Source organism: Pontibacter sp. GD7 (assembly GCF_058216375.1).
In genome coordinates, this window is record NZ_JBYZMP010000001.1 from 629,297 (window position 1) to 648,509 (window position 19,213).

At 49.9% G+C, this 19,213-nt stretch carries 16 protein-coding genes; 5 read left to right on the forward strand and 11 right to left on the reverse strand.

The genetic code is table 11. The annotated features are described in order from the left end of the window. Positions 1-228: 228 nt before the first annotated feature. Positions 229-1,416 carry a GTPase HflX gene (gene hflX, locus AC4BAP_RS02680; protein ID WP_490581065.1) on the reverse strand — a complete coding sequence of 396 codons (1,188 nt, stop codon included), beginning with the start codon at positions 1,414-1,416 and terminating at the stop codon, positions 229-231. Next, positions 1,416-2,117, reverse strand: a complete 702-nt coding sequence (locus tag AC4BAP_RS02685) for a SirB2 family protein (protein WP_490581066.1) — start codon at positions 2,115-2,117, stop codon at positions 1,416-1,418. Before AC4BAP_RS02685 ends, hflX begins: the two co-directional genes overlap by 1 nt. A 121-nt stretch (positions 2,118-2,238) precedes the next feature. On the opposite strand from AC4BAP_RS02685, the gene AC4BAP_RS02690 reads away from it, so the two are divergent. Continuing rightward, positions 2,239-3,357 (forward strand): glycosyltransferase family 4 protein, encoded by a 1,119-nt coding sequence (locus tag AC4BAP_RS02690; protein WP_490581067.1) that lies wholly within the window; start codon positions 2,239-2,241, stop codon positions 3,355-3,357. A gap of 238 nt (positions 3,358-3,595) precedes the next feature. Beyond that, positions 3,596-4,138, forward strand: a complete 543-nt coding sequence (rfbC, locus tag AC4BAP_RS02695) for a dTDP-4-dehydrorhamnose 3,5-epimerase (RefSeq protein ID WP_490581068.1) — start codon at positions 3,596-3,598, stop codon at positions 4,136-4,138. Positions 4,139-4,406: 268 nt separating this feature from the next. Here the strand turns inward: rfbC and AC4BAP_RS02700 are convergent, their stop codons facing one another. Then, positions 4,407-5,693: a UDP-N-acetylmuramoyl-tripeptide--D-alanyl-D-alanine ligase gene (locus tag AC4BAP_RS02700; RefSeq protein ID WP_490581069.1), complete on the reverse strand. Its 1,287-nt coding sequence runs from the start codon at positions 5,691-5,693 to the stop codon at positions 4,407-4,409. Between the two features lie 172 nt (positions 5,694-5,865). On the opposite strand from AC4BAP_RS02700, the gene AC4BAP_RS02705 reads away from it, so the two are divergent. Both AC4BAP_RS02705 and AC4BAP_RS02710 read left to right on the forward strand, forming a co-directional pair. After that, the gene (locus AC4BAP_RS02705; protein ID WP_490581070.1) at positions 5,866-8,076 is read left to right on the forward strand and encodes a T9SS type A sorting domain-containing protein; all 2,211 of its coding nucleotides are present in this window, start codon (positions 5,866-5,868) and stop codon (positions 8,074-8,076) included. Continuing rightward, positions 8,076-8,465, forward strand: a complete 390-nt coding sequence (locus AC4BAP_RS02710) for a hypothetical protein (RefSeq protein ID WP_490581071.1) — start codon at positions 8,076-8,078, stop codon at positions 8,463-8,465. Before AC4BAP_RS02705 ends, AC4BAP_RS02710 begins: the two co-directional genes overlap by 1 nt. Positions 8,466-8,615: 150 nt before the next feature. Here the strand turns inward: AC4BAP_RS02710 and AC4BAP_RS02715 are convergent, their stop codons facing one another. The 3 genes from AC4BAP_RS02715 to AC4BAP_RS02725 form a co-directional block, all read right to left on the reverse strand. After that, positions 8,616-9,389, reverse strand: coding sequence for an amidohydrolase (locus AC4BAP_RS02715; protein ID WP_490581072.1), 774 nt, complete (start codon positions 9,387-9,389; stop codon positions 8,616-8,618). A 140-nt stretch (positions 9,390-9,529) separates the two neighbouring features. Continuing rightward, positions 9,530-10,684, reverse strand: coding sequence for a pyridoxal phosphate-dependent aminotransferase (locus AC4BAP_RS02720; RefSeq protein ID WP_490581073.1), 1,155 nt, complete (start codon positions 10,682-10,684; stop codon positions 9,530-9,532). 280 nt (positions 10,685-10,964) lie between these two features. Then, positions 10,965-11,552: a uracil-DNA glycosylase family protein gene (locus tag AC4BAP_RS02725; RefSeq protein WP_490581074.1), complete on the reverse strand. Its 588-nt coding sequence runs from the start codon at positions 11,550-11,552 to the stop codon at positions 10,965-10,967. 107 nt (positions 11,553-11,659) lie between these two features. Here AC4BAP_RS02725 and AC4BAP_RS02730 point away from each other — a divergent pair, with 107 nt between their 5' ends. Further along, positions 11,660-12,235 (forward strand): hypothetical protein, encoded by a 576-nt coding sequence (locus AC4BAP_RS02730; protein WP_490581075.1) that lies wholly within the window; start codon positions 11,660-11,662, stop codon positions 12,233-12,235. Positions 12,236-12,288: 53 nt separating this feature from the next. Here the strand turns inward: AC4BAP_RS02730 and AC4BAP_RS02735 are convergent, their stop codons facing one another. The 5 genes from AC4BAP_RS02735 to AC4BAP_RS02755 all read right to left on the reverse strand — a co-directional run bounded on the left by AC4BAP_RS02735 (position 12,289) and on the right by AC4BAP_RS02755 (position 19,176). Further along, positions 12,289-12,714, reverse strand: a complete 426-nt coding sequence (locus tag AC4BAP_RS02735; protein WP_490581076.1) for a hypothetical protein — start codon at positions 12,712-12,714, stop codon at positions 12,289-12,291. Positions 12,715-12,900: 186 nt separating this feature from the next. Continuing rightward, entirely contained in the window at positions 12,901-13,707 is an 807-nt protein-coding gene (locus AC4BAP_RS02740; protein WP_490581077.1) for a hypothetical protein, read from the reverse strand. Positions 13,708-13,941: 234 nt separating this feature from the next. Next, complete coding sequence (locus AC4BAP_RS02745; RefSeq protein WP_490581078.1) at positions 13,942-14,349, reverse strand: response regulator; 408 nt, start codon at positions 14,347-14,349, stop codon at positions 13,942-13,944. 26 nt (positions 14,350-14,375) lie between these two features. Further along, positions 14,376-17,438, reverse strand: coding sequence for a PAS domain-containing protein (locus AC4BAP_RS02750; protein ID WP_490581079.1), 3,063 nt, complete (start codon positions 17,436-17,438; stop codon positions 14,376-14,378). A gap of 91 nt (positions 17,439-17,529) precedes the next feature. Next, a complete protein-coding gene (locus AC4BAP_RS02755) occupies positions 17,530-19,176 on the reverse strand; it encodes a PAS domain-containing protein (RefSeq protein ID WP_490581080.1) in 1,647 nt (548 codons plus the stop codon). Positions 19,177-19,213: the final 37 nt, after the last annotated feature.

Genomic DNA, 19,213 nt, shown 5'->3' on the forward strand with positions numbered 1-19,213 from the left:
TTGGACAAGGAGGGGGTTGGGGGTGGTTTGACCCGGTTTTACAGAAATTTCCCTCTTGCAGACTAGCCAAAACGAGGGTTTTGAGCTAGCGAGCGTAGCTCTCAGGGGTGTGTTAATTGTTTGCCGAAACTCCCCTCCTGTTACTAGGAGAGGGCTAGGGCAGGAATCAAAAAAAAGAGGAAGCCGCAGCAGCAGCTTCCTCTTTCCAGCAAAGTATAAATTTATACTTTAAGCGTTATTCGGGTAACGCTCAAAGTGTATCTCAGAAACGCGGCGAAGTAACTCCTCACGAAGTTCCTCTATATTAATCTTGTTAGTAGCTGAAATGAACAGGGCAGGGGCATGCTCTTTGGCCATATAAGTGGCTTTCAGGTCGTCGATAGACGGACGCACATCTGCCTCTTCCTCTTTCAGTTCCTGCTCGCGTTGCTTTAGGTACTGGTCTATTTTATTGAAAACCAGTAGCACTGGCTTGTCAGCGGAGTTAATGTCTTTCAGGGTTTCGTTTACTACCGCAATATGATCCTCAAAAGAAGGGTGTGAGATATCTACCACGTGCACCAACAAATCAGCCTCCCGGATCTCATCCAGCGTAGACTTAAACGACTCGATCAGTTTGGTAGGAAGCTTGCGGATAAATCCTACCGTGTCGGAAAGCAGGAAAGGTACGTTTTCCAAAACTACTTTGCGAACGGTGGCATCCACGGTTGCAAACAGCTTGTTCTCGGCAAACACTTCCGATTTTGAGAGCAGGTTCATCAGCGTAGACTTACCCACGTTGGTATAACCCACTAAAGCTACGCGTACAATGCCGGCTCTGGCTTTGCGCTGCTCAAAGTTCTGCTTTTCAAATTTCTTCAGGCGCTCACGCAACAAGGATATTTTGTCGCGCACAATACGGCGGTCTGTCTCGATCTCCGTTTCACCGGGGCCTTTCATACCAATACCACCTTTCTGCTTGGATAAGTGCGTCCAGAGGTTGGTAAGTCGCGGTAGCAGGTACTGGTATTGGGCCATTTCTACCTGGGCGTGTGCCTGGGCAGTTTTGGCGCGAAGTGCAAAAATATCAAGTATAAGTAAGCTGCGGTCCACGATCTTCACCTGCAGCTCGCGCTCAATGTTACGCACCTGCGAGGGGCTCAGGTCATCGTCAAAGATCACCATATCAATGTTGTGCTCCTTCACAAAAGCATTTATCTCTTCCAGTTTACCGCTGCCAACAAAGGTGGCACGGTCCGGCTTGTCTAGTTTCTGAACAAAGCGTTTTACCGTCTGGGCACCGGCGGTCTCAGTTAAAAATGCAAGCTCATCAAGATACTCCTGGGTTTGCTCGTCGGTTTGGCGGTAGCTTGGCACTGCTACCAGTACGGCAGTTTCCTGCGGCTTGGAGGTTTCGTAAAATTTCTTCTTCCCCATTAGTTCTTCTTTAAGGTCAAGGTATAGGCGGCAAGGGCCTTAGCTTCCTGTTCACTCAGCTGGCTGTCAAAGCCCGGCATCAGGCCCCGGCCATTCTCGACTACGTTAATACGGTCCTGAAGGCTTAGATTGCTCACCTGTAAATTTGCTGCGCCACCAAATCCTTTTGCACCATCGGCACCGTGGCAGGTGGCACAAATCTGGGTGTAGATGGCCTGTGCATTGGCTAACTGAGCTTCTTCCAGCGAGGCAACCACTTCTCCGGCAGGTGCTTCAGCGGCATCAGTTTCAGGTGTGTTTACCTGGTCTATAGTGGCGTTCTCGATCGGCCCTGGGCTGCTAAGCGTTAAGCTTTTGGTTTCGGCTATGGCATATACATAAATAAAGATCAGCAGCGATATGGCCGTAAGTTTTTTATTGTGCCGTTTGATGCCCACAATGCCCATCGGTATGGCCAGCAACACCAACACTATCTTAACGATCAGCCAGCCGGGCATGCCCTGGTACAGGTATAGCAGGTAGCCCCCGGTAACAAGTATAAGCGTGCCAAACACCATGTCCAGGGCTTTGGTGTAGCGCTTGGCCTTGTCAAGCTGTTTATGCTCATTCAGGAAAAGCATGAAGGCCTTGGTGGTAAACAGCAGCAAAAAAAGTATAACTACCAATACGTGCGTGTGCAGCACGGTTACGGTCTCTTGCATGTCTAAGCAATTAGGATTAAGGCCGCAATTTACTTTAAAATTTCTGATGCTACTGCTAAAATGGCTAACTTACGGTTTCGGACCTAAAAGAATAGTATCTTTGCGAGCCTAGAGAGCACGTATGCGGATTGCCATTGTCATAAACACTTCCTGGAACATCTTTAACTTTCGGATGAGCCTGATAAAGGCTTTGCTGGCTGAGGGGCATGAAGTGGTGGCAATAGCACCGAAGGATGCATACTCAGAGCGCCTGGTTGCGGCCGGCTGCAAGTTTGTACCGGTTGCCATGGAGCAGGGCACCAACCCCTTTACCGATATGTGGCTGATCTGGCGCCTCTACCAAACTTATAAACAGGTGAGGCCAGATGTAGTGCTGCACTATACCATCAAACCGAACATCTACGGGGCAATAGCCGCACACTGGGCTGGTATACCGGCCATCAATAATGTATCGGGCCTGGGCACGGTATTCATTACCAAAGATTATATCTCCAGCATTGCCCTGAAACTCTACAAGTTTGCTTTTAAATATCCAGCTAAGGTCTTTTTTCAGAACCAGGACGATAGGCGGTTGTTTTTGCGCAATAAGCTGGTGCGCGCTGGTATAACCGAGGTGTTGCCAGGCTCAGGGATAAATTTGCAGGAGTTTGTGCCAGCCGAAAAGTATAAACGCAACCAGCCCTTTGTTTTTCTGATGGTGGCACGGGTGCTGTATGATAAGGGTGTGGTGGAGTTTGTGCAGGCAAGCAAGCTGATACAAGAGAAATACCCGGAAGTAAAATGCCAACTGTTGGGGCAAGTGGACGAGAAAAGCCGCTCGGGCATCAAAAATGCAAAGCTGCAGGAGTGGCTGGCAACAGGCGTTATCGAGTACTTAGGCGCAACCGACGATGTAGCCAGTGTGATAGACCAGGCCGATTGTGTGGTGCTGCCATCCTACCGTGAAGGCACTCCCAGAACATTACTGGAAGCCGCTGCTATGGCCAAGCCACTTATTGCCACCAACGTGCCTGGATGCCGCGAGGTAGTGCAGCAAAGTATAAACGGTTACCTGTGCAAGCATCGCAGCGCAGAAGACCTGGCAGAAAAAATGCTGCAAATGCTGGCACTAAGCGACGAAGAATTGGAGCAAATGGGCAGAGCCAGCCGCCAGATAGCCGTTTCCCGCTTCGACGACCGCATCGTGATAGAAAGATACCTGCATGCTATCGAGGAAGTATCGCATCAGGTGAGAGTCTAAACCGCAGATTAATGGGGATTTTAGGGATTTAAAGGATTACGTTTGGTGATTTTCAAAACATATTACTTGAGGACAATTTTTAGCGATTTACTTGATTCCCCTCTTGAGAGGGGTGCAGGGGTGTGTTAATCGTATTCGGAGATTAATCACTACACTCGAAATTAAATACATTAATACATTACCCAATTACCACATTAAATACATTACCACATTAAAAATTAGCACATTAACCACATCCATGGACCACAAACTATTTCACATAGAAGGATTGATTGAGTTTATACCGCGCGTTTTCAGAGATGACCGTGGATACTTTTTGGAGACGTTCAGCCAGAAATGGTTTGAGCCTTTTGGCATCGATCCGGTGTTTGTACAGGACAACCAGTCTGTTTCTAAGAAAGGCGTTTTGCGTGGGCTACATTTCCAGAAGCCACCTCATGCGCAGGGCAAACTGGTGAGGGTAACATCGGGAAGGGCTTTGGATGTGGCTGTGGATTTGCGCACAGGCTCACCTACCTACGGGCAGCACGTTACCTGTTTACTGGATGCGGAAAAGAACAACCTGTTCTGGGTTCCGGAAGGGTTTGCGCACGGCTTCGTGGCTCTGGAAGACAATACCACTTTCCTGTACAAGTGCACCGATTTTTATGCACCAACCACTGAAGGCGGCCTGCTATGGAACGACCCAGCCCTGAACATTGACTGGGGCATTGAGAACCCACTCGTTTCGCCTAAGGATGAGATACTACCAGTGCTGGAAAACTTCGAGTCGCCTTTCTAGACCACAGATTAGACCACAGATTAATGGGGATTTTAGGGATTAAAAGGATTTAGCTCTTGCTTTGTAGAAACAACTTAAGTCTATTCACAGAAATAGGGATTTCGAAAAGCTTTAGTTAATACGCTTTAATCATAAAAACGAGAAAGCCAGCAAGTATAAATTTGCTGGCTTTCTCATTTACATTACAAGGGGAAATCATACCGAATCTATCTAATCCCCATTAATCTGCGGTTAACATTCACTCATTCACTCACCCGCTCATTCAAAATTACAACACCTCCAACAGCGATTCCAGGCCCATGCCTCTGGAGCCTTTTACCAGTACGTAACTGTCCTGTACCGGGTGGTCTTGCAGCCATTGCTGTAGTTCCTGTTTGGTTTCGAAGTATAAAAAGTCGCTGTTGACTTCGGCGGCGTGCTTCATGTCTTTTCCGCAGAGCAGCACACGGTCTATGGGCTGTGAGGCTACTACTTCGCCAAGGGCTTTGTGCTCGGCGGCGCTTTCGGTTCCCATCTCAAACATATCGCCAAGTATAACCATTTTATAAGGGGCCGTCATACTGCCAAAGTTGCGAACGGCTGCCGCCATAGAGGTTGGGTTGGCGTTGTAGGCATCCAGCAGAATAGTATTCGTGCCTTTGTGCACTACCTGCGAGCGGTTATTTACCGGACTGTAATTGGCGATGGCTTCGTTAGCTTTAGCAAGTGGCACGCCAAAGTATTTGCCAATGCAGGCTGCCGCAGCCATGTTCTCATAGTTATAGCTACCCACCAATTGAGTTTTCACCACGTTGCCTTCTTCATCTTTATACACCACATAAGGCGAGGCCTCCAGCAGCTCAGAGTGGTAAAAATCTTCGGGGCCAGGGTAGGTTACTTTGTTCTGGATGCGGCGGCTCATGCGCATGAGGTGCTCGTTGCCGGTGTTCACGAATACGGTGCCGCCATGCTCGTCCAGGTTCAGATATAGTTCGCTTTTGCCGCGTGCCACGCCCTCCAGGCTGCCAAAGCCCTCCAGGTGTGCCTTACCGATGTTCGTAATCATACCGTGGGTTGGCAGGGCAATGCTGCTGAGCAAAGCGATCTCCCCGATGTGGTTTGCTCCCATCTCGATAATGGCCATCTCATGCTCCGGGGTAATGCGCAACAACGTAAGCGGCACTCCGATGTGGTTGTTCAGGTTGCCTTGCGTGTACAGCGTGTTGAATTTCTGGCTAAGCACCGCATGAATAAGCTCTTTGGTAGTGGTTTTGCCGTTGCTGCCCGTAATACCAATAACCGGTATGCTTAATTGCTTGCGGTGGTGGCGGGCCAGGTCCTGTAGCGTTTGCAGGGTGTCCTCTACCACAAACACATTGTCCGCAGCCATACTTGCATCGTCTACCACGGCATACGTTGCGCCTTTTTCAAGAGCCATAGTGGCAAACTTAGCCCCTTTAAAATTAGGGCCGTTCAGGGCAAAGAACATACTTTCGTGCTGGTCGGCGCGGGAGTCGGTGCTTACGTGGCGGCACTCCAGGTACTTTTGATATAGAAATTCGATGCTGTTCTGCATGAAATAGTGTATTTTTATCGTAACAAGATGTTATTGAGCATAACGTATACGTTAAAAGTATAGCCTGCTTCCACGCCGGCAATATACACCCAATTCGGGAAAGACTAAAAACGCAGACAAAACACTCGCACATAGTCTAAGGTTATACTTGCCAGCACTATATTGCCATACCATGAAAAACCTTTACACCCTTCTGTTTATACTTTCAGCCGCTATCCAAAGTATGGCCCAGGAAAGGGAGCCCTTGCAGTTTAAGTTAAGGCAGGATGTTCCCGTTACAGTTGCTGGAGTTCAGCTGCCTGACCCCTGGAGCGGAGGCCTGAACACACCGCAGTTCTCTATCATAGACCTGAACAAGGACGGGCAGGAAGACCTGTTTATCTTCGACCGCCAGCTAAAAAAAGTATACACCTGGCTGGCAGTGCAGCAAAGCGGCAAATGGAAGTATAAATATGCGCCGGAGTATGAGGCTTTTTTCCCAGCAGACCTGGAGAACTGGGTGTTGCTGCGCGATTATAACTGCGATGGACTGAAGGATATTTTTACAAGTACGCCACTAGGTATCCGGGTATTTAAACAGGAGCCGGCGGCAAACGGAAGGCTAAAGTTCACCCTCTCAGAAAGTGCTCTATACTATAACAGCAACCGCGTTAACATGCAGATGACCGGTGCCGATGTGCCAGCCATTACCGACATAGACGGCGATGGCGACCTGGACATACTGATCGCCGAGTTCTCGATGGGCAAAACGCTGGAGCTTTACCTTAATGTGCAGAAAGAACTGGGTCTGGCGTGTGGCACGATGCAATATGTGCAGCAAACCGATTGGTGGGGGCGTATTTCGGAATGTGATGGCTGTAACAATTATGTGTTTAGTGCCTATTGCCGTGTAGCCGGCCCCATGCACTCGGGGCATAACGGGTCTTCGCTGCTGCTGCTGGATATGGACGCCGATGGCGACAAAGAGCTGATAATGGGAGCCGTGCAGTGCGACAACCTGGTATTTATGGAAAATAAAGGGAACAAGGGCAATGCCATAATGACGGGTTTTACGCCTATTTTCCCGGCAGCCAAGCCTGTTGCCCTTGCCAAGTTTCCGGCGGCTTTTTACGAGGATGTTACTTTTGACGGTGTGCCGGATATGCTGGTAACCCCTCAGGTAACAGACGATATCTGGAACATGGATTTTCAGACCTCCACATTGCTTTACAAAAACACAGGCGCTGCCAATAAACCGGTTTTCAACTTTATCCAGAATGACTTTCTGCAGGGGCAGATGATAGATGTGGGGGAGGGCGCTTTCCCGGCCTTTGCCGACCTGGACGGTGACGGTGACCTGGACATGCTGGTGGGCAACTATGCCTCTTACCGAAATAATGTATACAGCGCCTCCATCAGTTTTTACCGAAATACTGGCAGCACAACTGCACCTGCTTTTGAACTGGTAACGGATGATTACCTGAACCTTAAAAACAGACAGCTGTTTGCCCTGAAGCCTGCCTTTGCTGATGTGAACGGGGATAACCTGCTGGATCTTATCCTGACCTATAAAGAGCAAAAAGCCGGTACCAACCGTATCGGTTACATCTTAGGCAAAGCCGGAAGCGGCTACAATTTTACCGATGTAAAACTGCTGCAAAGTATACCTGATGGTGCCAACCCCACCCTGGCCGACCTGGATGCTGATGGCGACCTGGATTTACTGGTAGGCATGAAAGATGGAAGTATGGCCTTTTACCGAAACACAGGTTCGGCTACAAATCCGGTTTATACTTTGGAGAACAACAGCTTCGGAGGCATCGGTTTTAACCTTTCTCGCAGGTCACCTTACCCGGTAGTAGCAGACATAGATGGAGATGATAAGCCGGATCTACTGACAACAGACGACAGCGGAACCCTCAGGATTTACCGCGACATCACCAAAAACCTGGCAGCGACTTTTACAGAAGAAACGCAGGTACTGGAGAACGAACTGACGCAGCAACTGCAGGCTACCCACTTCGGAAAAGGCTTAAGTATAACGCTGGCACCCTTGGGCGGCGATAACAAATTTTACCTGGCAATAGGCACACAAGGCGGAGGTTTATACTTGCTGGAGCAAACCTCAGGCAACATGGCCGTTAAAGAACCCCACACTAGCTTAACCCTTGAAGTATACCCTAACCCAACAGACAAGACCCAACGCGATGCGGTAAGGGTAAAAGCCTCTGAGCCGGTTATACTACAGGTGTATGATGCCGTTGGCCGCAAAGTATACCAGGGCAACAAGGTATACAGCAAAAATCACCTGCTGCCTTTGCGCAACCTGAAAGCAGGCGTTTACATGATCCGGGCAACAACAAAAACCGGAAGCCATACTTCCGCTAAACTTCTGGTGCAGTGATGCAGGCTTTTATCTATGTTGCGTTAACCCCAGCTGCTACCTATAGTTTGCCATTGCTGGATCAGGTAAAAGCTGTTTTGCCAAACCTGGCCATACTTGACCTGGATGCAAAGTCGGGGGAGTTGGTGCAGCACTATGCCCTAAAACTGCTGATAGAGGCAGAGCAGGCTATAGTATGTGTCAAAGCAGATGAAAGTATAAATGACTTAACAGGGATAATGCCGCTGCTGGAAGAGCTATTCTTGGAAAAACCAAACCGACTGGTGTTGCTGCAAGGAGCCCACGCCAGGCTGCAGCGCATGTTTGGGGCAAGGGAAAGTATAACGTATAAAGTTGTAGAAGAGGATGAGGTAGTGCCGGAGGCGAAGTTGTTTTTTTCAGTGCCTTGAAAGTGAGTCTGGAGACTCACACCCACAATGCGGCACGGGTTGGATACCCGCGGCAGATAGTTAGAAGACCTCACAGCGTCTTTAAGACCTGTGAGTGTCTATGCTAAAGTCTATTCTTGTCCGCAGCAGGAGACGCAAAATGTTGCGTCTCTACAGCAACTCAAACGCATCCGCATCCAGGTGCGCCGGAAAAGCCTCCCGGAAATCCTCCAGTTCCTGTTTATTTAGGGTAATGGTATGAATGCCTTCCACCTCGCTTGTCTCCAGTAAGTGGTAACCTTTGGGATGTATAATAGCCGAGTCGCCGGAGTGGGGGTGGTTGTTGCCGTCGGTGCCCACCCTGTTCACGCCTACCACATAGGCCAGGTTCTCGATGGCGCGGGCCTGCAGCAATGTGCGCCAGGGCTGGCTGCGTACTTTGGGCCAGTTAGCCACATATAGCAGCAGGTCGTAGGCATTGTTGGTGTTGCGGCTCCATACCGGAAAACGCAAGTCGTAGCAAACCAAAGGGCATACTTTCCAGCCGTTCAGTTCTACAATTAAACGCTCTTGGCCTGAAGTATAAGTGTGGTGTTCCTTTGCCATCCGGAACAGGTGCTTTTTATCATACTTCGCGTAAGTGCCATCTGGCCGTACCCAGTACAGACGGTTAAAGTATACCTCACCTTCTTTCACCATCACACTGCCCGTAACCACTGCTTTATACTTTAGGGCTTCCTGCTGCATCCAGGTTAGGGAAGGTCCTTCTGCTTCCTCGGCCAAACCGTCTGCGTTCATGCTAAACCCCGTGGTAAACATCTCCGGCAGCACGATCAGGTCTGTGGCGGGGGCAGCAGCGCCAAGCTTTTCCGAGAACATTCTTCGGTTAGCCTCAGCATCCTGCCAGTGCAATTCGGTTTGTACAATGGTTATGCGCAGATTCATGGTCGTTATTGGTTATTCGTTGTTCGTTATTGGAATGGTGTTTTTGATGTTAGTTATTTGCTATTGGAGTTAATGATTTTTACTGATGATAATCAATTAGATCCCTTAAATCCCCTTAATCTGTGATCAGCAATCAGCAATTAAATGCTCGCTAGCTTCTCGCCGGCTGCTCTCAGGGTTTCCTCACCTTTGGCAAAGCAGAAGCGCAGGTATTTGTTATCGGTTTTGTCGTGGTAGAACGCTGATACCGGGATGGCGGCTACACCGATCTCACGAGTCAGGCGTTTGGCGAAATCGAGGTCGTGCTCATCAGAGATGCTGCTATACTTTGCCAACTGAAAGTAAGTGCCAGCGGCAGGTATAAACTCGAAGCGGCTGTTGCGTAACTGCTCACAGAAAAAGTCGCGCTTGGCCTGGTAAAAGTCTGGCAGTTGCAGGTAGTGCGCTTCGTTGTCCATGAAATCGGCGATGGCCAGCTGCAGGGGTGTAACAGAGCTGAATGTGATGAACTGGTGCATTTTGCGCAGCTCTGCCGTTAGTGGGGCAGGGGCTACGGCATAGCCTATCTTCCAGCCGGTAGTGTGGTAGGTTTTGCCAAACGAGGAGATCACAAAGCTGCGCTCACGCAAGGCTGGGTGCTGCAGGGCACTGTAATGTTGCTGCCCGTCAAAAACCATGTGCTCGTATACTTCATCGCTTATCACCAGTATGTCGGTACCATCGGTTATACTTGCCAGTGTGTCCAGGTCTTGCTTCGTCATTACGGCACCGGTTGGGTTATGCGGTGTGTTGATGATGATCAGGCGGGTGCGTGACGAGATGCGTTTCTTTACCAGGTCCCAGTCCACGCTGAAATCCGGCAGCGCCAACGAAACGAACACAGGCACGCCACCGCACAGTCTTATTGCCGGCACATACGAGTCGTAGCAAGGCTCCAGCACAATTACCTCATCACCGGGTTTTACCACAGCGGTAATAGCGGCAAACAGGGCTTCGGTGGCACCCGATGTAACCGTTATCTCTATGTCGGGGTTAGGGCGGTGGCCGTATACTTTCTCTGTTTTGATGCTGATCTTGTTGCGCAGTTGGGGCATGCCCGGCATAGGGGCATACTGGTTAAAACCTTCGTGCATATACTTGGTAACCAGCTGCATTAAAGGCTCAGGGCAGTTAAAGTCCGGGAAGCCCTGCGACAGGTTAATGGCCTTGTGCTCATTAGCCAGTCCCGACATCACCGAGAAAATACTGGTGCCTACATCGGGTAGTTTGCTGCTTGGGTAGTTTGTTATAGACATAAGGTGTTATACAAAAGATGGTAGACAAAAGACACAGGCCACAGGACAAAAGACTTCGGACTGAAGCTGTTAAAGTAATTAACTCAAGTTGCGATATATGATAAACCAGGCAGGTGTAAACACACCCCTTCACCCCTCTCAAGAGGGGAATTACATGCACGAGCAAAATTCCCCTCCTCGGAGGGGTTAGGGGTGGGTTAATCGCAACTTTAGATAATTAATTGCTTATACTCCATTTCACTCCACTTACTTACTCTTTTCTATCTCTAAAATAGTAGAATTACCTGTTGGGGAACAAATCTTTTATCAATGTTTGCAGGGCCGGCACCGCATCGGATTCGAACCAGGGGTTGCGGCGCAGCCAGAAGTGGTTTAAAGGTGATGGGTGGGGCATAGGCATGTAGTATGGCAGGTACTCGTGCCAGTTGGCTACGGTTTCAGTTAAGTTGGCTTTTGCGGCTTTACCCAGAAAATAATCCTGTGCATACTTTCCCACCAGTAAGGTTAGCTGAATGTTAGGTAACAGAGAGAGTAGTTGCTGGTGCCAGTGCTGTGCGCACTCGGGGCGTGGGGGCAGGTCGCCGCTTTTGCCCTTGCCCGGGTAGCAAAAGCCCATTGGTATAATTGCTACCTGTGAGCTGTCATAGAACAGATCCGCGTCCATATCCAGCCACTGGCGCAGGCGTTTGCCACTCTGATCGTTCCAGGGGATGCCGCTCTCGTGCACTTTGGTGCCGGGGGCCTGGCCAACTATCAATAGTTTTGCCGTAGTGCTGGCCGCCAGCACGGGCTTTGGCCCCAAAGGCAAATGCGCCTCGCATATGCGGCAGGAACGGACTTGCCGCAGTAAACTTTCCAGCTCGTTCATAGTATATCACTAACACACTAAGTTACAAAATTATACTTGCCAGGCTACGTATAACCGTAAGCCCAGGCAAGGGTAACCACAAAGGCGATCAAGAAAGTATAGAAACTATGCAGGTTAAGGGGAGGCTTTGGCTGTTTATACTTTTGCTGCTTCCACAGCAGTTGCTGGGACAGGGCTTCACCAGGAATGCTTTCTCGCTTAAGTTCTTCGGGCTATCGCTTCACCTCAAGGAGAGCCCCTACCCGGAAATATTCCCGAACCGCCTGGATGAAAAAGGCTACCTTACCTTTAACTATGGTGCCATTGCCGGCTACGACCGTTTTATAGTCCAAGATAAGCTCAGTGTAAAGGTGCAGCAGGGGTTGTATGCCGACTGCGCAGGCAAACTGGCCGGTTTCTCGCACCTGGGTTTTCGTGCCCTCATCTTCCGGAAAAACAACCACTCTCTGAATGGCGGCGTTGGGCCAACGCTGGTATACCGTCAGGATTGGAACAGCATAGACGGCTACCAGGATGATGGGTACTTTAATCGCAACGGTACGTGGCAGTATAAATTTTACTGGTATGCCGGTGAGCTGGAGTACAATTACAGCATTAAACCAAATACCGATCTGTCTGTCAGCCTGGTGCCCGGACTGCCGGAACTGATCTCGGTGGGAGCAGGTTTTAGGAGGCGCTTCTAACATAACGCAACAAAGGCCGAAGCTTTCAACCCCGGCCCTTGCATTCAGTTCATTTATCCGTGGCGGCGTTCGCCCCAGTCCTCATCCCACGAGTCAGGCCTTGTGCGGCGGCGCTGGTGCGGGTGTGGCATCAGTGGGTCCTCGTGCCATCTGTCCTCCACGCGCTGGTTGCTCTTATGGAAGTATACGTCGCGCTGCCTCCATATCGGTTCTTCCTGGTGCCTTTCATATTGGTTATGCCTTGGGTCATGCCAGTCCTCCTGTTGCTGTTGCTGATAGTAATGCTGGTCCCATTGGCGTTCTCTCTCGTACTGGTGGCGGTCCTGGTGGTTCAGGTGAATGAGTGGCTCCGGCTCTCCCCAGCGGTTCCCGAAGTCCTGAAAATACTCAGGGCGGTGTTGACGGCGCATGTCACGGTAATGTCTGTAATGCTCTTCTCTGTGGCGTGGGTGTCTGTGTTCGTTCTCTTCGTGATACATGGTTTATGGCTTAGGTGATGAAAATCATACTTGTGTTTAGTTAAACTTACGCATTGATAGTCAGTGGGTTCGGGTGTGTGGTGCAGCAGGCTCAAAAATAATGAAGCCGGCGTTTGGGCCGGCTTCATTATTCACTAACTAAAACTAATCTACTACCAAATCTACCTAATCTGGTCTTTATACGGCTTATCTTCGATAACGTTCTCTGCGATCTATGTCATCGTAATAATTATCCGATCCGGAGTCGGTTTCATCTGCCCAGCGTGGGCCGCCTTCGTAGCCTCTGTTAAAATGGCGGTCGCGGTAAGGCTCTGAGCCATAGCGCTTATGCGAGTCTACACGGTCGGCTGCGTCTTCAAAACTTACCCGTGGCCTGTAACCCGGCTCATCGGAGTGCCAGATGTCGTGCCAGGTGTCTTTTACACGGTTCAGGAAACTGCGGTCTTTTCTGGGCTCTTGGTCCGGTGTGTAACGGCCTTCGCGGTACCAGTTGTGCGAGCCGCTGCCATACCTGAAATCGGTTTCTTTGTAGCGGCTGCGGCTGTCTGGGCTGTCGCGCCACCTGTCATTTGGGTACCCTTTTACATCAGATGTGTTACCCTGCAAAGAGCCACCGGATGAGTGCGGCCTGCGGATGTTGTGCATGTCGCTGTGCTGGTAGCCCTGGCCATGGTCTACGTAGTCGCGCTCGTTCCGGTAAGCGCTGTTGGCTCTACTACCATAGTGGTCGGCCAGGTGGGCATTGCGTTCTTGGGCGTATGTTCTGTTGCGGTCGTGGTGGTAGTTTTCGCCATAGCGTTTCTCCGTCGAGTCCTGGGCCCCGCGTGGGCTGGGCCCGGTATGGAAGTAATTCCCCTCGTTCCACTTTCTGGTGTTGTCTTCGCCGCTACCACGGTAGCTGTAGCGTTGCTGTGGCTTGTCTTGATCGTATGGTTTACGACCCATGCGCCAGTTTTCAGCGCCATGGTCGCCATAGTTTGTTTCGTTTGCCATTGTTTTATTTTGATTACTAAGATGTTACTTGTGTTAAACCCACAGTATGCGGGGTCTATACATGTACGGTGTTGCCATGGCTATTGTTAGTATCAGCTGCAATGCAAAACATGGATGCACAGCTAACGGATAGCTTAATATGGAGTGAAGTTTAAGCAAATGCCACAGCGGCAGGCACAAAAAAAAGCAGCACCAGGAGGTGCTGCTTCTAAAGTATGATTGTAGGCTTATCCGCTAAAAGTATTCATTCATGATCTCCCGCACATCGCCTTCTGTAAGCGGTTTGGAGTAATGCTGGCGCACATCCGGAAACTTCTTTAGCTTTTCCAGGTCGTAAAAACTGGCCGACGAGGTTAGCATCAGCAGTACGGTGCGGTTTTTATCGTTTTCGCTCAGCTTCTGGTACTCTTCCAGAAACTCAAAGCCATCCATCACAGACATTTTGATGTCCACCAAAATCAGGTCTGGCCTTGGGTAGTCCGGCTCATCAGCGAATGCCTTCCGAAGATATTCCAGGGCTTCTTCTCCGTTTGTTACCACCCGTATGTCTTCTGCTGCTTTTACACGCGTCAGTAGCCTGTGATTCAGGTAATTTGTAGTGTCATCGTCGTCTACGAGCAGAATGGTATCTACTGATTTCATATAATTGCTTACTTAATAATACAGTTTTAGCTTTGCTTAAAGTATAAATAGAACGTTGTGCCCTTGTCTACTTCACTCTCTATGTTTATGTAACCGCCGTGGTTTGCAAGCAGCCTGTTTACAATGTATAAACCCAGGCCCGAGCCTCCCACATGGCTATGGAACCGCCTGAACATCTGAAACAGCTTTTTCTCGTGCCGCCCCAGATCCAGGCCCATGCCGTTATCGGCGATGCGTAACTCTACAAAGTTATCCTTTATTTTGGTGCGAAGGGTAATTTCAGGAACCCGATTCTGCGCTTTATACTTGATCGCGTTGCTTATGAGGTTGAAAAGTATACTTTTCAGGCCTGATCGGGTGAAGTGCAAGGCCGGGGCTGCACTAAAATCGGTTTTGATAATGGCCCCGGAGGTTTGTACCGGATGCTGAAGGCTGACCAGGACGTCCTGCATTACCTCGTCGAGGTTGGTAAGTTCCAGGTCGCGCTTTTTGATCTTCTGCACATTTACCACATCCGACAGGTCTTGTATAGTGTTCTGGAGCTGCTTCAGCGACTTGTTGAACATCTCTATCAGCAGCGGAGCCTCGGGGTCTTTAAAAGTGGCTTCGCGCATCAGCTCATCGAAAACGCCGCCAAGGTTTATGATGGGCAGTTTCAGATCGTGAGAGGCAGTATACACAAAGCTGTCCAGGTCCTGGTTTATCCGTTCAAGTTCCAGGTTCTTCTCTATCAGTTCTTCCTCTGCTCTTTTATGGTCTTCTATGTCGGTGCAGGTGCCAAACCACTTCACTACGTTGCCGTGCTCATCGCGCATAGGCATAGCCTGGCCCAGGAACCAGCGGTAGGATCCGTCATGCCCGTTTTTAAGCCGATACTCCACTTCGTAGTAATCGCCGGTACGGAGCGAGTATTGCCACCTGTCGATGGAGCGCTGGCGGTCGTCGGGGTGCAGCATGTCTATCCAAACCATACCCATACTTTCCTCCAGGGTAAGGCCTGTGTAGTTCATCCAGCGCTGGTTAAAATAATCGTGGTAGCCGTCAGGGCGTGTGGTCCAGATCATCTGCGGAATAGACTCTGCCAGAAATCGGAACTGCTTTTCTGACTCCTGTAGCTGTTCGCGCAGCAATACCTGGTCGTGTATGTCGGTTGCAGTGCCAAACCACTTCACGATCTGACCTGCCTCGTTGTGCATGGGTTCGGCGCGCAGCAAAAACCAGCGGTATGTTTTGGCAACCGTATCCTGAAAACGCACCTGGAACTCAAGTTTTTCGCCGGTGGCAACGCAGTTCATCCAGGTGGCCATAAGGCTGTCCAACTCATCGGGGTGTATTGCTGGCGCCCAGCCAAAGCCCAGCGAGCTTTCGTCCATTTTGGTGTACTCGTACCAGCGGTGGTTGGTATAGTCTATGTAGCCGTCTGGGTTTGCACTCCATACCATTTGTGGTATAGACTCGGTAAGGAAACGGAATTTTTTCTCTGATGCCTCCACCTGCTCACGCAGCATTTTCTGGTCGTGGATATCGGTGGCGGTGCCATACCAGGTAACAATATTGCCCCCGGCATCGCGTATAGGCAGGGCCCTGGCCAGAAACCAGCGGTAATCTTCGGTATTTACGTCGCGCAGGCGCAGTTCGCGTTCATACATTTTGCCGGTGCGAATGGAGCTGAGCCAGTCGTTTGTGGTAGGCTCCCGGTCGTCGGGGTGCAGGGCAGGGGCCCAGCCTAAGCCCAACGTTTCTGCCTCAGATAATTTAGTGTAGTTATACCATTGCTGGTTAAAGTAGTCTACATAACCATCGGGCTTTCCGCTCCAAACTATATGCGGTATAGACTCAGCCAGCATTTTAAAACGCTCATTGCTGTTTTCTAAGGCCGTCAGCATTTGTTTCTGAGCCTCTATGTCAGTGTTGGAGCCTACCCATAGCGTTATCTCATTTTCAGAATTCCGGATAGGCAGAGCGCGTGACAAAAACCAGCGATACGCCCCGTCCCTGGATCTGAACCGGTTTTCCAGCATCAGCGGTTTGCCGCTGTTTACTGCTTCCAACCATTTCTCCTTTGAGTTTTCAAAATCATCAGGATGTATAAACTTATCCCATCCCCATGCTTTCATCTCCTCAAAGTTAGAGCCCGTGAAATCGTACCATTGCTGGCTGTAAAAGCTGGCGGCACCATCCGGGCTTGCAGTCCAGATCATCAGGGGCAGCGAGTTTAGTACGTTATAGATGTGCTCCGACTGCTTTTTAAGCTGTTGTTCTATCTCCACCTTTTCGGTAACATCCTGCATGGCGCCAAGCATCCTTACTGCCTGCCCTTGTTCGTTTGCAATAATGTAGCCCTGGTCGTAAATTACTTTGTAAGTGCCATCAGCGCATCTGAACCTGTACGTGTCGTTCCATTTACTGCTGCACGTGTCAATGGCATCATGTATAGAGTGGGTAACTCTGTCCAGGTCTTCCGGGTGTATCCTGTTGGTCCAGGAGCTTGCGTCAGGCTCTAATTCTTCAAGCGGGTAGCTGAACAGGGTTTTAAATCCTTCATTCCACCAGACCAGGTTTGTAAGTAAGTCCCAGTCCCAGATCACGTCGCTGGTAGCTTTGGCGATGAGTGCAAAACGCTCATTCATCTCCTTATAAGCTGCCTGAGCCGCACTTACCTTTTGCTCGGCTTTTGTTTGCTCCGTTACATCAAGCGCCTCCTGCACAATATGCGTTACTTCCCCGCTTGCGGTACATATCATCGGCTTGTTGTGCACATCCCAGTAGCGTTCCTCAGTTAAGCCATCCGGGTGCCTTAGCCTTACTTTGAGTGCTGGCAACGTATGCTCTTTTTTGCTTTCAAGCACGTGCTCCAGAGAAGCGTGCATCTGAGCCACTTCGCCATTGCCGTTTTTCTGAAAAAGATCAGGCAGCGCGTCGGACAGGGGTTTGTTTATCGCGGTGCTGTCAAGGTGTGTGGCCTTGAGGTAGGCGTTGTTGGCCGCCAATATGCGCAAGTCTGGCGACAAGACAAGGTATAAGCCTGGTAACGAATTAAAAAGGGTCTCAAAGTCCAGCGCGGATATTAAATCAGCATTCTCCTTCATAGTATGTCTTAAACGGACTTGCAATAGTTGATATGGCGTGTAACTGATTAAACAGCCAAAGGTTATCTGTAAGGGGTAAATTTATTTGTATTTATTGCTGTTTACCCTGGTTTAGTTTCTGCTCGAGTTCTTTCGTCGTTAACTCGGCTTTGCATTTGGCTTGTACAAGTTCTGTTACCTCTACTGCTGAGAGCAACACGCCCTCTACCTGTCCATGGTCGCTGAAAACAGGCTGGTACTTAAAGTTAAAGTATGTTTCCTGGGGCTGACCATTCTGAAAACGATCGTACATCAGGCTTATTTCGCTGCGCAGTATTGTCTCGCCCTGGTTGTAGACGTGGTTAAGTATGGAGAGCAGGCCCAGATGCCCGAACTCTGGCCAGATCTTTTCTGCTGGCAAGCCGGTGTAGGTGCGGTTGCCATACATCCGGTATATTCCCGGCGATACATAGCGGCAAACATGGTCAGGGCCTTCCAGCAGGCACAGGTGTGCCGGTGAAAGCTGCAGCAGATTCATCAGTTGCCGGTCTTTCAGGCGGATGCTTTCCAGGCTATGTTTCTGGTCGTCGATGTCGGTGAAAGTGCCAACCCAAAGCTTTATCTGGCCCGTCTGGTCCAACATGGGTACACCGCGCTCCATAAAGTAACGGTAGTTACCGGTAATATGGTCCCGAATGCGGTATTCTATCTCATACAGATTTCCTGATGAAACAGCATCGTGCCAGGCGGTAAGTACATTGGCAGCATCATCGGGATGGACGCAGCTGGCCCAGCCATCGGTTTGCCCCTTAGGCATGCCAGTGTATTGGTACCAGTTATCGTTAAAGTATAGCACCTTGCCCTTGTTATCTGCCGTCCAGGCCATGTGTGGTAAGTTTTCCAGCAACTGCCTGAAGCGGGCATCACTTTCCTTCAGCTCCTCTTCGGTGCGCTTATTCTGCGACAGGTCGATGATAGTGCCGAACGTGCGGAGCGGCCTGTTGTTTTTGTCATACAAGAAGTACCCCTGATCAAGCACGTGCGCGTAAGTGCCGTCGGCTTTACGCATGCGGTATTCACCGGTCCAGAGTTTTTTCCCTGTTGCGGTGGCCCTGGCTATACTTTGCTGCACCTCCTGAAAGTCGTCGGGGTGTACCAGTTTGTCCCAGGAAGCCCCGCTTACCTCCATCTCCTCCGGCATGTATCCAAACACCTGCTGAAGGCGGCTGTCCCAAGTAAGGATATCGTTGATGATGTCATACTCCCACGATACAGTGTGCAGCGCGTTGGTAAGCATGGCCAGTTTTTCCTCGTTCTGATGATGGCGTTCTTCCTGCCGGAGCGTTTCGGTGATGTCTTCGGTGTGGTGAAGTATATGCAATAACTCTCCGTTATCGCCAAGTATGGGAGTGTTGGTTATTTTCCAGTAACACTCTTTTGTGGTGCTGTCTGTAACAGCCGCCAGAGGCAGGCTGACAGGTAAAAAAGGGATGGTGTGGGTACTGTGCAAACTAACAACTTGCCCTAGCGAAGCACTCAGTTCTGTTTTTACAAGTTCAAAATGCTGCGTACCGTTCTCAGGAAACAGCTCGAAGATACTTTTCCCGACAACCTCCTTTGCCTGGACCCCTATGGTGGCGGCGTATTGCGCTGTAATGCTTTCTATTGCAAGATCTGGGGTAAGCAGTACATAAAGCCCGGGCAATGCTCGAAAAACCAATAAATGATCTGATACAATCGTGTTTTCTGGTAGGTGCATGCCTGGGAAAGCCTAAAGAGCTGCTTAGTTTATGTTA

Excerpts from the sequence above, each read along its gene's own strand:
- AC4BAP_RS02740 (WP_490581077.1), bottom strand. The coding sequence starts at position 13,707 with ATGGCAAACGAAACAAACTATGGCGACCATGGCGCTGAAAACTGGCGC.
- AC4BAP_RS02735 (WP_490581076.1), bottom strand. The coding sequence starts at position 12,714 with ATGTATCACGAAGAGAACGAACACAGACACCCACGCCACAGAGAAGAG.
- AC4BAP_RS02720 (WP_490581073.1), bottom strand. The coding sequence starts at position 10,684 with ATGTCTATAACAAACTACCCAAGCAGCAAACTACCCGATGTAGGCACC.
- AC4BAP_RS02750 (WP_490581079.1), bottom strand. The coding sequence starts at position 17,438 with ATGAAGGAGAATGCTGATTTAATATCCGCGCTGGACTTTGAGACCCTT.
- AC4BAP_RS02705 (WP_490581070.1), top strand. The coding sequence starts at position 5,866 with ATGAAAAACCTTTACACCCTTCTGTTTATACTTTCAGCCGCTATCCAA.
- AC4BAP_RS02745 (WP_490581078.1), bottom strand. The coding sequence starts at position 14,349 with ATGAAATCAGTAGATACCATTCTGCTCGTAGACGACGATGACACTACA.
- AC4BAP_RS02730 (WP_490581075.1), top strand. The coding sequence starts at position 11,660 with ATGCAGGTTAAGGGGAGGCTTTGGCTGTTTATACTTTTGCTGCTTCCA.
- rfbC (WP_490581068.1), top strand. The coding sequence starts at position 3,596 with ATGGACCACAAACTATTTCACATAGAAGGATTGATTGAGTTTATACCG.
- AC4BAP_RS02715 (WP_490581072.1), bottom strand. The coding sequence starts at position 9,389 with ATGAATCTGCGCATAACCATTGTACAAACCGAATTGCACTGGCAGGAT.
- AC4BAP_RS02755 (WP_490581080.1), bottom strand. The coding sequence starts at position 19,176 with ATGCACCTACCAGAAAACACGATTGTATCAGATCATTTATTGGTTTTT.
- AC4BAP_RS02685 (WP_490581066.1), bottom strand. The coding sequence starts at position 2,117 with ATGCAAGAGACCGTAACCGTGCTGCACACGCACGTATTGGTAGTTATA.
- hflX (WP_490581065.1), bottom strand. The coding sequence starts at position 1,416 with ATGGGGAAGAAGAAATTTTACGAAACCTCCAAGCCGCAGGAAACTGCC.
- AC4BAP_RS02725 (WP_490581074.1), bottom strand. The coding sequence starts at position 11,552 with ATGAACGAGCTGGAAAGTTTACTGCGGCAAGTCCGTTCCTGCCGCATA.
- AC4BAP_RS02700 (WP_490581069.1), bottom strand. The coding sequence starts at position 5,693 with ATGCAGAACAGCATCGAATTTCTATATCAAAAGTACCTGGAGTGCCGC.
- AC4BAP_RS02690 (WP_490581067.1), top strand. The coding sequence starts at position 2,239 with ATGCGGATTGCCATTGTCATAAACACTTCCTGGAACATCTTTAACTTT.
- AC4BAP_RS02710 (WP_490581071.1), top strand. The coding sequence starts at position 8,076 with ATGCAGGCTTTTATCTATGTTGCGTTAACCCCAGCTGCTACCTATAGT.